The following is a 14,505-nucleotide window of genomic DNA, read 5'->3' as shown; positions in this document are numbered from 1 at the left end:
GCAGGCGGTCAGCCGGGTCCGGGCAGGAATCCGGTACGGACGAAGAAGTCGACATACCGCCCGAGCAGTACGCGATCGGCCGGCGGACAGTGGATCCCGGCCGACGCCACCGCCCGTTCGGTGCCGGTGCAGTCGAACGTCGGGTGCTCCCGGGGACCCATCGTCGGCGGCAGCCCCGCCAGGAACGGGCCGAGGCCGATCTCCGCCGAATGTTCTGCCGCCTCGACCACCTCGGCGTACCAGCGCTCGTACGGCAGGGACCGGACCGGGTAACCCCGCTCGCGCAGGACGTCGACGATCTCCGCGTACCCGATGGTCCGGGGGTTGTAGAAGTGGAAGTCGCGGCCGGCGGTGCCGGTGCGGCGGGAGAGGTGCCCGATCGCGGCGGCGACGTAGTCGACCGGCGCCAGATCCTCCTCGAAATCGAGCGCCGGTACGGCTCCCACCTGGACGAACGTCTTCAACAGGCGGCTGAGGTAGTCGTCGGTGTTGCCGGCACCGGTGCCGGCGTGACCGGTGACCCGCGCCGGCCGGTGGATCGACACCGGCAGCCCCCGCTCCCGAGCCGCCTGCACCAACCGGTCCGCCACCCACTTGCTCTCGTTGTAACCGCCCCACAACCCGTCCGGCCGGTCCGGCGGATCGGCCTCGGTGACCGTCCGTGACCCGTCCACCGGGCCGAGGTAGACGCCGAGCGTCGACACGTGCTGTACGGCGCTCACCCGACCCAGCCCGGCCAGCCGCAGCACCTCGACCGTTCCGCCCACGTTCGCCGCCTTCAACCGCTGGTACGGATGCACGAAGTGCACCGCCCCACCGTTGTGGTAGATCACGTCGAGTTGTGCACCGAGGGCGGCGAAGGCCGGTGCGGACAGTCCCAGTCGCGGTTGCGTCAGGTCACCGAGGACGGGGACGATCCTGGCCGCGTACTCGGGGCGCCAGAGTCCGTACCGGCGCAGGTTGTGTTCGACCCGGACCATGGCCGCGCCGACCGAACCGGCCCGGACCAGGCAGTGCACCTCGGCGGTGGTGTGCCGGAGCACGTCGTCGAGGAGGAACGCCCCGAGGAACCCGGTGGCCCCGGTGAGCAGAACGTGCGCCGGATCGTGGTCGGCCGGCGGAAGCTGCCCGAGATCGGCGCAGACGTCGTCCGGCAGCACGGCCTCGGCCCACAGGTCGACCCTGTCCGCCTTCGAGGGGGTGACGACCGGACCTGGCCGCCCACTGACGGCGAGGGCGGAGTCGATGACGGCGGCGAAGGTGTCCAGGTGCGGGGCGTCGAAGAGCGTACGTAGCGGCAGCTCGACGCCGAACTCCCGGTTGATCCGGGCCAGTAGCGGGGCGGCCAGCAGCGAATGCCCACCGAGGTCGAAGAAGCCGTCCCGGGCGCCGACCCGGTCCCGGCCCAGCGCGGCGGCCCAGAGCGGGGCCAGCCGGGCCTGGGTCGGCGTACCGGCCGGGACGAACGGGTGCGCAGATTCGGGATCCGGTGCCGGCAGCCGGTGGTGGTCGACCTTGCCGTGCGCGGTCAGCGGCAACCGGTCCAGCGGCACGAACCCGGCCGGCACCAGGAAGTCCGGCAACCGGCCCCGGAGGAAGGTACGCAACTCGTCGGGATCCGGTACGGCGGCACCCGCGCGCGGCACCACGTACGCGACCAGGCGCTGGTCACGGGTCACCACCACGGTCTCGCCGACCAGGGGATGCCGGCCGAGCACCGATTCGATCTCGGCCGGCTCGATCCGGTAACCCCGGATCTTGAGTTGCCGGTCCACCCGGCCGAGGAACTCCAGCTCACCGTCGGCGCGTACCTTCGCGAGGTCGCCGGTGCGGTAGAGCCTCGCCCCCGGTGTGCCGGAGAACGGGTCGGGTACGAACGCCCGTGCGGTCAGCTCCGGGCGGCCGAGATACCCACGGGCCAGGCAGTCGCCGCCGAGGTACAGCTCACCGGGAGTGCCGACCGGTCGCAGCCGACCGCCAGGATCCAGCACGTAGGCCCGTACGTGCGGCAGCGGTCGGCCGATCGGCAACTCGTCCGGTGCCGCGACCGTGGTGCCCGGTTGGCCGGCGACGTGGACGGTGGCGCAGACCGTCGCCTCGGTCGGTCCGTAGTGGTTGAAGAATCTGATCCGGCCACCGGTGAGGCGGTTCCACTCGGCGACCTTGTCTGCCGGCACCCGTTCACCGCCGACCATCATCACGGTCAACGGCAGGTCGGCCGGCACCTCATGGCCGGAGAGGTCGTCCACCCAGCGTTGCCAGAGTGCCGAGGGAGCGTCGACCGCGGTGATCCGTTGTGTGACGCAGAGGTCCAGCAGGGCCGGTCCGGTGAGCGCGGCCGGCTCGGGGTGGACAACCAGGGCCGCGCCGCTGACCAGCGCCGGGAAGATGTCACCGACGGAGGCGTCGAAGGTCAGCGGGGGGATCATCAGGATCCGCTGTCCGGGACCGAAGCCGTGCACGTCCCGGAACGCCACCGCGAACCTGGTCACGGTGTCGTGCGTGACCATCACGCCCTTCGGCCGCCCGGTCGAGCCCGAGGTGTAGATGACGTACGCGAGCTGCTCCGGGCGCCGGGCCGGTGGGGGAGGGGCGTCGGTCGGGGCGGGGGTGGTGTCGTCCACCCGGATCACCGTGCCGGCGAAGGAGGCGACGGTGTCCGCGTACGGGCCGGCGGTGAGCAGGACGGTGGCACCGGCGTCGGCGAGCAGGTCGACCAGCCGTTCCGGCGGGTGCTTCGGGTCGAGCGGCAGGTAGGCGCCACCGGCCCGGAGGATGCCGAGCAGCCCGGCGATGCCCGCCGGACCGGCCGGTAACACCAACCCGACCGGGACGTCCGGCCCGACACCGGTCGCCCGCAACCGTCGGGCGATCCGGTCGGCCCATCGGTCGAGTTCGGCGTAGGTGACCGAGCCGCCGTCGCCGTACACGGCCGGGGCGTCCGGCGTACGGGACGCCTGCGCCGCCACCAGGTCGTCGGCGAACCCCGGTTGGGCCGGCGGCGGGGGCGAAGGATGCAGGCCACCGAGCAGGAGTTGCCGCTCGGCGCCGGTGAACAGGTCCACCTCGGACAGGCGTCGGTCGGGTGCGGTGGTCAGCAACCGCAGGGCCTGCTCGAGCCGGTCGACCAGTCGTTCGACCGTGGTTCGGTCGTACAGGCCGGTGTTGTGGTCGAGTTGGCCGGTCAGCCGGTCGCCGCCCGCGTCCACGACCAGGGTGAGGTCGAACCGGGCGGTGCCGTTCCCGATCCCGGCCGGCCGGACGGTCAACCCGGACAGGGCGAGCCCACCGGCCGCGTCGCCGCCGCCGGAGTTGAGGACGAACATCACCTGGAACAGCGGATGGTGCCCGGCGCTCCGGTCCGGGGCGACGATCTCGGTGACCCGTTCGAGCGGGACCTCGCGGTGCCCGAGCCCGCCGACGCAGGTACGCCGGACCCGGTCCAGGACCTCCCGCAGCGTCGGGTCACCGGACAGGTCGGTCCGCAGGGCCAGGGTGTTCACGAACATCCCGACCATCGTCTCCAGCTCCGGCAGCGACCGGTTCGCCGCCGGTACGCCGACCACCACGTCGGACTGGCCGCTCTGCCGGGCCAGCACCACCGTGAACGCGGCCAGCAGGACCGTGAACAGGGTGCAGTCGGTGTCCCGGCGCAACCGCTCGACGGCCACGGTCACCTCCGCCGGCAGGGTGAACCGGACACTGCCGGCGGGCGCGTCGACCTGTGCCGAACGGGGCCGGTCGGTCGGCAACTCCAGCAGGGCGGGCGCGCCGGTGAGGTGTTCGCGCCAGTACGACTCCTGCGCCCGCAGCACCTCCGGATCACGGTCGGCCAGCCAGCGTACGTAGTCGGCGAACTGGACCGGCAGCGGTGCCGGCGCCGGCTCGCGGCCGGTGACCAGCGCGTTGTAGGTGGCGGCCAGCTCACCGGTGAGCAGGTCGAGGGAGACGTCGTCGCAGACGATGTGGTGGAGGACCAGCAGCAGGAGATGGTCGTCGGGCGCCAGCCGGACCAACGTGCCCCGGACCAGCGGTGGTCGGCCGAGGTCGAACGGGCGGGCCAGCTCGTGCCGGGCCAGCCGCAGCAGCCCCCGCTCCCGCGCCTCCTCCGGCAGGTCACCGAGGTCCACCACCGGCAGCGCCACCACCACGTCCGGGTCGTCGGCCGGCCGGATCGCCTGCACCCCGTGCCCGTCCCGGTCCACGAACGCGGTACGCAGCGGCTCGTGCCGCCGGACCAGCCGGCGCAACGCCTCCGTCAGCGCCGGGACGTCCGGCACCCCGCCGACCCGGTACGCGGCCGACATCAGGTACGCCGAGTCACCCACCCCGAGCCGGTCGAGGAACCAGATCCGCTGCTGTGCGGGGGAGAGCGGCAACTCCGGTCCCCGTGGACCGGGGCGGATGGACTGGCTCGCGGTGAACGCGAAACCCCGCCGCGCCAGCAGGACGGCCAGCAGCTCGTCTGCCCGCCCGGTCATCCGGCCCCACCGTCGCCGAGCAGCAACGCCACGTCCTCCGGTGACATCGCCTCGATCTCGGCCCGTACCTCGGCGATGGCGGTGACCTGACCGGGGACCGGTTCCAGCTCGATCAGCGCGGCGGCGAGCCCGGCGGCGGTCGGCGCGTCGAACAGCACCCGCGTCGGCGCCGCGAGCTGGAAGTACGCGCGCAGCCGGGACAGCACCCGTTCGGCCAGCAGCGAGTGCCCGCCGAGGGCGAAGAAGTCGGTGTCCACCCCGATCGGTTCCACCCCGAGGACCTCCTCCCAGATCCCCACGATCGCCGCCTCGACCGGCGTACGGGCGGCGACGTACGGGGTGGAGTCGGTCGCGCCCCACGTCGGGGCGGGCAGTGCGGCCCGGTCGAGTTTGCCGTTCGGGGTCAGTGGCAGCGCGTCGAGCACCACCAGCGTCGCCGGGATCAGGTACGCCGGCAGCCGCAACACCAACCGGGGTTGGAGCAGGCTCCAGAGCTGTGCCGCGTCGGTTGCCGCCTCCGGCACCACGTACGCGACCAGCCGGGCGTCACCGTCGCCGCCGTCGGTCCAGGCGGCTACCGCCGCGTCCCGTACGTTTTCCTGCTCGCGGAGCACCACCTCGATCTCGCCCAGCTCGACCCGGAAACCACGGATCTTCACCTGCTGGTCGCCGCGCCCGAGGAACTCGATCCGGCCGTCGGGCAGGTGCCGGGCCAGGTCACCGGTGGCGTAGAGCCGTCCGCCCGGTTCGCTACCGAACGGGTCCGGCAGGAACCGTTGCGCGGTCAGCCCCGGTCGACCCCGGTAGCCACGGGCCACACCCGCCCCGCCGATGTGCACCTCACCGGTGACACCGATCGGCACCGGCTGTCCCCGCCCGTCGAGCAGGTAGATCCGGGTGTTCACGATCGGCGGCCCGATCGTCACCGGCGCCGAACCGGCGGATGGCTCCGGGTCGACCACCCCGGCGGCGGACCAGACCGTGGTCTCGGTCGGGCCGTACACGTTCCAGAGGATCCCGCCGGCCAGCCGTTCGGCCAGGTCGCGGGAGAACGCCTCGCCGCCGCAGAGCCGGTGCCGTACGGAGGTCGGCAGTTCGCCGGCCGCGAGCAGCATCCGCCAGGTCGCCGGGGTGCCCTGGAGGACGGTCGCGCCACTGGACCGCGCCCGCGCCAGCAGCGCGGCGCCGTCGACGACCTCCGCGTTCGTGGCGACCACCACCCGTGCCCCGGACACCAGAGGCAGCAGCAACTCCAGCACGGAGATGTCGAAGGAGAGGGTGGTGACCGCGAGCAGCCGGTCGGCCGGGGTAAGCGCGAGCGACTCGCCGAAGGACAGCAGCAGGTTCCCGACCGCGCCGTGACTGACCTCGACCCCCTTCGGTCGGCCGGTCGAGCCCGAGGTGAAGATCGTGTACGCGAGCTGGTCGGGGTGCGGGTCCGCGGCCGGCGGATCGTCCGGCAGTCCGTCCAACTCGGCCCGATCCCGGTCCAGGCGGACCAGCTCGGGGACCGCGTCGCACAGCTCGCCCATCCGGTCGGCCACCCCCTGCTCGGTCACCAGGACCCGGACGGCCGCGTCGTCGACCATCATCCGCAGCCGGCCGGCGGGGAAGGCCGGGTCCAGCGGCACGTACGCGCCACCGGCCCGCCACACGCCGAGGACCGCCACCAGCAGGTCCGACGTACGGTCCAGGCAGATGCCGACCGGGGTCTCCGGCCCGACCCCGCCGGCCCGCAACCGGTACGCGAGCTGGTTCGCCCGCCGGTCGAGTTCCCGGTACGACAGCACCCCGTCTTCGGCCGCCACCGCGACCGCCTCCGGATAGCGGGCACACGATCGCGCCCAGAGCGCCGGGAAGGTGGACGCCTCCGGCGGCAGCTCCCGGATCGGCCCCTGCCAGTCGACCAGCGCCCGCTGCCGATCCGCCGGGGTCAGCAGCGCCACGTCGCCGAGGCGTTGCCCCGGATCGGCCGCGATCCCGACCAGGAGCTGACGGAACCCGGCGGCGAGCCGTTCCACGTCGGCGGCGTCGAAGACCTCGGTCCGGTACGAGAACGTCGCCTCCAGCCCACCGTCGGGCTGCGGCACCGCGACCAGGGTCAGGTCGAACAGCATGTCGTCCAGTTCGCTGTCCCACCAGCGCACGTCCAGGCCGGGCCAGTCCGGCCGGGAACCCTCGGAGAAGTTGTGCAGGATCAACGCGGCCTGGAAGAACGGGTGCCGTTGGGCGTCCCGCCGTGGCGCCAGCTCCTGCACCACCAGGTCGAACGGCACACTCTGGTACGCGAACCCGTCGATGACCGTACGGCGTACCCGGGCCACCGCCTCGGCGAAGGTCAGCTCGGGATCGAGCCGGGTACGCAACGCCAGCGGGTTGGCGAAGTAGCCGATCAACGGCTCCAGCTCGACGTGCGTACGGGCGGCGACGAGCGTACCGACGGTGACGTCGCTCTGCCCGAGGTAGCGGGCCAGCAGCGCCTTGAGCGCGGTCAGCAGGGTCACGAACGGGGTGGTCCCCCGGGTCGCGCCGGCCGCCGCCCGCAGCCCGTCGAGCAGTTCCGGACCGATCGAAAGGCTGACCTTGCCACCCGTACCGGCACCGGCACCGTCGCCGGGCTGGTCGCGTCGGCGGGCGATCGGCAGCTCGGGATCGGTACGGGGTGCGGCAAGCTGACGGCGCCAGAACTCCAACCCGTCGGCCAACTCGCCTTCGTTGAGGGAATCGTGCTGCCAGTGCGCGTAGTCGGCGTACTGGATCGGCAGCGCGGGAAGCGGCGGACCGGCGGGGGGCGACGTGCCGGGTCCGGACTCGGGCGTCGAGCGCCGCCAGGTGTAGAGGGCGGCCAGCTCGCGCAGCGCGTTGCCGATCGACCAGCCGTCGATGGCGATGTGGTGGCTGGTCATCATCAGCACGTGGTCGTCGTCGGCCAGCCGGTACAGGGTCGCCCGCAGCACCGGCCCGGTGGCCAGGTCGAACGGCTCCGCGAAGGCGTGCCGGGCCAGCAGGCGGGCCTGCGGTTCCCGGTCGGCGACCGGCAGGTCACGCAGGTCCACCTCGGGTAGCGGGACCGGCTCCGGCGGCCGGACGAGCTGGCGGGGCGCACCGTCGGCGCCGAGATAGACCGTGCGCAGGACCTCGTGCCGGTCGACCAGGTCGGTGAGGGCCAGACGCAGGGCGGCGACGTCGAGCCGACCGCCGAACCGCTGGGACATCGACACGTGGAAGGACGGGTCCGACGGGTCGAACTGGCTGGCCAACCACATCCGCTGCTGCCCGGACGAGCAGGTGAACAACTGGTCCGGCCCGGTACGCGGCAGCCGGGCGATGACCGGCTCGGTCACCGCCGCCAACCCCCGCTGGGCGAGCCGGCGGGCCAGCAGCGCCTGCCGCTGCGGCGACAGCGCGACCACGCTCTCCAGGTTGGTACGCGACGCCGGTGCCGTCGATGTGCCGGCGTCAGGGTCGGCGGTGGATGGCACGACTTTGCCTCCTCGTTGGACGGTGCGATCGGTGGTGGGTTCCTGCGGCGTTCCGGCCGCTAACTCGTCGCTGGTGTCGACGTCGCGTACGCGGCGACCAGGCCGTTGATGGTCGGCGAGTCGAAGAAGACGTGCAGGGGCAGGTCGATGCCGAGCTGTCGGCGCATCCGGGCGGCGATCTGGGTGACGGTCAGCGAATGCCCGCCGAGGTCGAACAGGTCGTCGTCCGGGCCGATGTCGTCGATCCGCAGTACCTGCCGCCAGATCTCGAAGATCTCCCGCGCCACACCGGTGTAACCCGGCTGGCTCCCGTCCGCCGGGTCCGGGGCGGTGCCGGTGTCGGCGGGCGGATCGGGCAGCGCCCGCCGGTCGAGCTTGCCGTTGCCGGTCAGTGGCAGCCGGGGCAGCTCGACGAAGAGGTTCGGCAACAGGTACGCCGGCAGCGTCCCGCCCAGGTGCTGGCGCAGCCGGGCGGGCGTCGGATCCCCGCCCCCGGCCCGCCGGACCACGTACGCGACCAGCACCGGGCCGGTCCCCTCCCGGTCGCGCAGCACCACCGCGCAGTCGAGCACGTCCGGGTGCCGGCCCAGGTGCGCCTCGATCTCGCCGAGTTCGACCCGGTACCCCCGGATCTTGACCTGGTTGTCGATCCGGCCGAGGAACTCGACCTCGCCGTCGTGCCGGTAACGGGCCAGGTCGCCGGTGCGGTAGAGCCGCGACCCGGCCGGCCCGTACGGGTCGGGGACGAAGTGTGCGGCGGTCAGCGCGGGACGGTTCAGGTAACCCCGGGCCAGTCCGCTCCCGCCGAGGCAGACCTCGCCGGCGATGCCGACCGGGACCGGGTTCAGCCGGCCGTCGAGCAGGTACCGACGGGTGTTGGCGATCGGTTCGCCGATACCGACGGTGTCCACCTCCTCGGGCAGCTCCCCGACGGTGGACCAGACGGTTGCCTCGGTAGGGCCGTACAGGTTCCACAGCCGGCCCACCCGGTTGCGCACCTCCCGGGCCAGGGCCGGCGGCAGGGGTTCGGCACCGCTGAGCCCGACCACGTCCGGCTGGTCGAAACCGGCGTCCAGCAGCAGCCGCCAGGTCGACGGCGTCGCGTGCACGTGGGTCACCCCGTGCCGGCGTACGAGCCGGTGCAGCGCGGTTCCGTCCCTGGTCTGGGCCTCGGTCGCCAGGACCATCCGGCCGCCGGTGACCAGGGGCAGGAAGAGTTCCGGTTTGGACATGTCGAACGCGGCCGAGGCGAGCGCCAGCCAGCCGTGGCCGGGCTCCGAGCCGAGCAGGTCCCGCATCCCGAGCAGCAGGTTCGCCAGCGCCCGGTGTTCGATCTGCACGCCCTTCGGCTGCCCGGTCGAACCGGAGGTGTAGATCAGGTAGGCCAGGTCGTCCGGGTGCGGCGGGGGAAGGTCGGCACCCGCGTGCTCCGGCTCGTCGTCGGTGAGCGGTGCGAGGGTGGGGCACGAGTGGGACAGGCCGGTCGACGGCTGGTCGGTGACCAGGATCGTCGGTGCGGCGTCGGCCAGGATCGCGTCCAGCCGGGCCGCGGGGTGGTCCGGGTCCAGCGGCACGTATGCGGCACCGGCCCGGAGGACGCCGAGCAGGGCGACCGGCAACGCGGGTGTCCGGCGTACGAGCACGGCCACCCGGTCGCCGGGGCGGACGCCGTACCCGCGCAGGCGTGCGGCGAGCCGGTCCACGGCGGCCGACAGTTGCCCGTACGTCCAGGTTCGGTCTCCGGAGATGACCGCCGGATCGTCGGGTGCAGCCGCTGCCCGGGCGGCGAACAGCTCGGGCAGGGTGCCTTCTGTGCGATGGCTCGGTGGCGTGCCGGTCGGTGCGGCGGGGCCCCGGTCGACCGGGGCGGGGCGGGACCAGGCGCTCAGCAGGTCGGATTCGTGGTCGTCGAGCAGGTCGAGGTCTGCCAGCGGGGTGTCCGGTGCCGCCGTCGCGGCGGCGAGCAGGGTGGTGAAGTGCCCGGCGATCCGAGTCGCGTCGGCCCGGTCCAGGGTGTCCCGACCGTACTGGAGGCGCAGGGCGAGCTGCTCCGGGCTGTCGAGCAGTTGCAGGTGCAGGGCGTTGCGGGCGGTGTGGTTGAACGCCAACCACTCGACGTCGGCGGTCAGCCCGGCGAACGGCGGGCGGCTGGGTCGCCGCCGGTAGCTGATTGACACCGGTGCCAGGGCGATCCGTGGTTTCACCCCGGCGGTGGCCCGGGCCACCGGAACCGTCCGGAACGGGTACCGGTCCCGTAGCGCCGCCCGGGTCGCGGCGACCAGGTCACGGAACGTCTGGTCCGGTCGGGGTGCGCCGGTGACCGGGACCTCGTTGACGAACAGGCCGACACACTCGCGGGTCAGCGGGGTACGGGTGCCGAGGTCCACCGCGACGGTCGGTTCGGTGTTGCCGTACCGGTGCAGGAGTGCCTGCACCGCGGCGAGCAGCACCTCGAACCGGGTCGCGCCGAGCAGGTCTGCGGTGCCGGCCAGCGCCACCCGCAGGCACGGGTCGAACAGGTGGTCCACGGTGTCGCCGGGCGCCGCCGCCGGCTGCTGGTGGCGCAGGCCCGGCAGGACCACCGGTGCCGGCTCGTGCCAGTGCCGCCCCCAGAACTCGCCGGCCGGGGCCAGTTCGGCGGAGAGCCGGGCCGATTCGGCGCCGGCATGTTCGGCGTACGAGACGGGCAGCGGCGGCAGGTCCGGGGTACGGCCGTCAGCGAAGCCCCGGTACAGCTCGCCCAGGTCGCGGACCAGGATGTCCTTGGACTCGCCGTCGAAGACGAGGTGGTGGGCGACAACCAGCAGCAGGTGCCGCTGGGGTCCCGAGGTGAACAGGGTGAACCGGGTCAGCGGCCCGTGCCGCAGGTCGAACGGCCGCAGGGTCTCCGCCCGGACCAGTTCGGCGAGTTCCTCCTCCGCCTCCGGCTCCGGTGCGGGGACCGTGGTCAGGGTGACCCGGGGGCTGATCAGTGCCGGGATGGAGAACAGCTCACCGTCGTGTTCCTCGAACGAGCTGCCGAGGACCGGGTGCCGCGCCACCAGCGCCGCGCAGGCGTCGATCAGCGCCAGCACGTCGAGTTCGCCGTCGAGCCGGATCGGCACCGGCATGTGGTACGCCGAACCGGCCGTACCCAGCCGTTCGGTGAACCACATCCCGTGCTGGGCGGTGGTGGCCGGGCGCCGGTTGCGCCGGGGGATCTGCACCGTGGTCACATCGCCTCCGTCAGTTGGGACAGCCGCCGACCGGACCGGTCCGGTGCGTACGCGCCCAGCCGGACCAGCATCTCAGCCAAACGCTCCATTGTGGACCGATCAAAGGCGTACGAGTTCCAGAGCAGCCAGCCGGAGATCGACCCGTCCGGCTGTTCGAGCATCGCCAACTCCGGGACCCCCAGATCCGGCTCCCCGTTCGGGGTCGGCCAGTCGGCGTCCAGCGCACGCGGCAGCTCGAACGGCTCCGAGTCCAGCCCCGGAAAGTGGGTCACCCCGCCCCAGCTCTCGAACCGCAGCCAGGCGGAGTTCGGGAACCGGGGATAGAACTCGGCGTACGGGTAGTACTGGTGGTCGATCGCGTCCAGCGCGGTTCCGCGTACCCGGTCCAGCAGCTCGTCGAAGGTCGGGTCGGCGCGGGCGTCGATCCGCAGCAGCAGCGACTGCACCAGACAGCCGAGCAGTGGTTCGAACTCCGGCCTGGTCCTGCCCGGCACCGGGGACATCAGCATGATCTCCGGTGCGCCGGTGAACCGGGACAGCACCGCCACCCAGACCGCCGCGACCACCATGAACGTGCTCGCGCCCCGGTCGCGGGCGAACCCGCGCAGCCGGTCGGCGGCCTCCCGGTCGAGCCGGAACTCCAGCGAGTCGCTGCGCAGCCGGACCGCCCGCCGCCGGCCCGGAAACGGCTCGACCCCGGTCGGCGCCCCGTCGAGTCGGCCGGACCAGAACTCGCGGGTCCGGGGCCACTGCTCGCGGGTCCACCGGACCGCCTCCGGGTAGGGCACCGGCAGCGGCGGCAGCACCACCGGGCGGCCGGCGCGCAGCGCCGAGTAGACCAGCCCGAGTTCGCGCAGCAGCACCCCCATCGACCAGCCGTCGAAGACCAGGTGGTGCACGGCCAGGCCGAGCACGTGGTCGTCGGCGTCGAGCCGGACCACCACCGCCCGGACCAGGGGACCGGTGGTCAGGTCGAAGCCGTGTTCCCGGTCGGTCCGGACGATCGTGGCGGCGTCCGCCCGCCGGGCCTCGGCGTCCGCGCCGTCGGCCGCGACGACCGTCACCCTCGGCGGGCAGTCCGGCCGGACGTACGCCCGCTGCCCGCCCGCCCTGCCGGCCCTACCCTCGGCGTCGGCGAAGACCGTACGCAGTGACTCGTGCCGGCGTACCAGCAGGTCCAGGCTGCGCCGCAGCAGTTCGGGGTCGAAGTCGTCGAGGATCCGGATCGCCACGCTGATCGGGCCGACGTCACGGGGCTCGTCGGTGGCGTACATCCAGTTGAAGAAGTTCTCCTGCTGCGCGCTCAGCGGCACCTCGTCGTACGCCATGACGGTGTCCGTACCGATCGGCTCGGCGGGTGCGGCCGGGGTGGCGTCGGCGAGCCACCGAGCCTGTGCGCTCAGGACCGGCTGGTCGAAGGCCAGCGACGCCGGTACGGCCACCCCGAAGCTCTCGGTGGCCAGGGTGGCGAGCTGGGTGGCCCGCAACGAGTCCCCGCCGAGGGCGAAGAAGTCGTCGTCCCGCCCGACCTCAGCCGCCGACAGCACCCTGGCCCAGAGCGCACCGAGGGTCACCTCGGTCGGTGTCGCGGGCGGTGTCCGGTGCTCCGGTGCCACGGCGGCGGTGAACAGTTGCCGAAGTTCGGTCTTGCGCAGCTTGCCGCCGTCGTTGCGGGGCAGCGCGTCGACCAGCAGCAGCCGGGTCGGCCGCTCGTGCGGGGCGAGCCGTTCGGCGAGCCAGACGCGCAGGTCGGCCGGTTCCACCGGGGTACGGGCGACCACCGCCGCCGCGAGCATCGTCCCCATGGTCTGGTGCGGTACGCCCACCACGGCCGCGTCGGCGACCGCCGGGTGCTCGTGCAGGATCGCCTCGACGTGCGGGGTGGAGACCTTGAACGCACCGGACTTGACCACGTCGCTCTCCCGGTCGACGAGGTGCAGGTAGCCGTCGGTGTCCAGGTAGCCGAGGTCGCCCATCCGTACCCACCCGTCCCGGAACACCGCCGCGCTGGCGTCCTCGTCGCCGTAGTAGGCGCGGGGGAGGGTGTCCGAGCGGAGGTACACCTCGCCGACGGTGCCGGGCGGTAGGCGTACGCCGTCCGGGTCGCCGATCAGGAGTTCGGCCCCGGCGGCCGGACGTCCCAGCGCCGCCGGTCGGTCCGGGTCGAAGACCACGGTGGTGTGCGCCGGGGCAGCCTCGGTCGAGGTGTAGTTGTTGACGATGGTGGCGTCGGGCAGGGCGGCGCACAGCGCGCGGGCGACCGCGCCGGGCAGCGGCGCGGCGGTCGAGGCGAGCAGCAGCACACTGGACAGGTCGTGGCGTTCCGGGGCGCCGGTGTTGAGTAGCTCGATCGCCATCGCCGGCACGACGAACACCGTCCCGACCCGGTACTCGGCGACGAGCGCGGCGAACCGTTCCGGTTCGAACCGGGGCAGGACCAGCGCCGCCGGTTGGGCGGCGAGGGCGTGCAGCAGCATCGTCTGGGCGGCGTTGGTGCCCAGCGGGAACGCGTGCAGGAAGTGTCGCGAGTGGGCCAGCGGTCGTCGGCGGGGGCGGGGGAGCAGGCCGAAGGTCAGGTTGGCGTGGCTGGCCGTCACTCCCTTCGGTCGTCCGGTGGTGCCGGAGGTGAAGATGATCTGGGCGAGGTCGGCCGGTTCGACCAGGCCGCCGACCGGTTCCGCCGGACCCCGGTCAAGCTCGTCCAGGGTGGCCGTCCATCCGTACCGTGGCCGGGGATCGCCCTCGGTGCCCTGGATCAGGCCGCTGGCCCCGCACTGGTCGAGCAGGTCCCGAAGCTGTGCCGGGGTACCGCGTTCGGGCAGCGGTACGGCGACCCCGCCGACCGAGGTGACCGCCGCGTACGCGACCGCGAAGCCCACCCAGTCGGACCCGTCGAACCGCAGGCCGATCCGGTCACCGCGCCGGACTCCCCGGGCGAGCAGCCCGTGCCCGACCGAGTTGGCGCGGGTCCGCCACTGCCCGAAAGTCAACCGGTCCGGCCCGCCGTCCGGTTCCCCCGAGTGGTCGACAACCAGGGCGATCCGGTCCGGTTCGATCTCCGCACGGGCATCGAGCAACGCCGGTACGGTCGTGGTGTCGGTGCGCACCGGATGGGTCAACATGGCGCCCTCTCGTCTGCGTACCTGGTGCTGGTCGTCTGCCGCCCCCGCGTGGCACCCACCGTAACGAGCACTTCGTCGATATGTAATTAGTCCTAACAGTAGAGATCACTGTCCTAACAGTTGGGTTCGCTCTCGGGCGTTTTTCCGACCCGCCGACAGACACTTGACAGGCATCGGGCCGCAGTGAAAACGTGCACAGCCACAG

Annotated in this window: 4 protein-coding genes; all 4 read right to left on the bottom strand. The window is 72.9% G+C overall.

Annotated features, from left to right (window positions below):
• Window positions 1-8: 8 nt before the first annotated feature.
• From OIE47_RS35595 to OIE47_RS35580, 4 genes are read right to left on the bottom strand one after another with little or no spacing between them, the layout of a single operon-like run.
• Window positions 9-4,481: a non-ribosomal peptide synthetase gene (locus tag OIE47_RS35595; protein ID WP_326558937.1), complete on the bottom strand. Its 4,473-nt coding sequence runs from the start codon at window positions 4,479-4,481 to the stop codon at window positions 9-11.
• On the bottom strand, window positions 4,478-7,963 hold the full coding sequence (locus OIE47_RS35590; RefSeq protein WP_326558936.1) for an amino acid adenylation domain-containing protein: 3,486 nt from the start codon (window positions 7,961-7,963) through the stop codon (window positions 4,478-4,480). The genes OIE47_RS35595 and OIE47_RS35590 overlap by 4 nt, the downstream gene beginning before the upstream one ends.
• Before the next feature lie 59 nt (window positions 7,964-8,022).
• Window positions 8,023-11,178, bottom strand: coding sequence for a non-ribosomal peptide synthetase (locus OIE47_RS35585; protein ID WP_326558935.1), 3,156 nt, complete (start codon window positions 11,176-11,178; stop codon window positions 8,023-8,025).
• The gene (locus OIE47_RS35580) at window positions 11,175-14,300 is read right to left on the bottom strand and encodes an AMP-binding protein (protein ID WP_326558934.1); all 3,126 of its coding nucleotides are present in this window, start codon (window positions 14,298-14,300) and stop codon (window positions 11,175-11,177) included. The genes OIE47_RS35585 and OIE47_RS35580 overlap by 4 nt, the downstream gene beginning before the upstream one ends.
• Between the last annotated feature and the right edge of the window lie 205 nt (window positions 14,301-14,505).

The sequence above is a fragment of the Micromonospora sp. NBC_01796 genome (genome assembly GCF_035917455.1).
In the GTDB taxonomy this organism is placed as follows: Bacteria; Actinomycetota; Actinomycetes; order Mycobacteriales; family Micromonosporaceae; genus Micromonospora_G.
Note: the sequence above shows the minus strand (reverse complement) of the source record. Positions and strands in the feature narration are given on the sequence as shown.

Coding starts and splice junctions, on each gene's coding strand:
- OIE47_RS35595 (WP_326558937.1), bottom strand. CDS start 4,481: ATGACCGGGCGGGCAGACGAGCTGCTGGCCGTCCTGCTGGCGCGGCGG.
- OIE47_RS35580 (WP_326558934.1), bottom strand. CDS start 14,300: ATGTTGACCCATCCGGTGCGCACCGACACCACGACCGTACCGGCGTTG.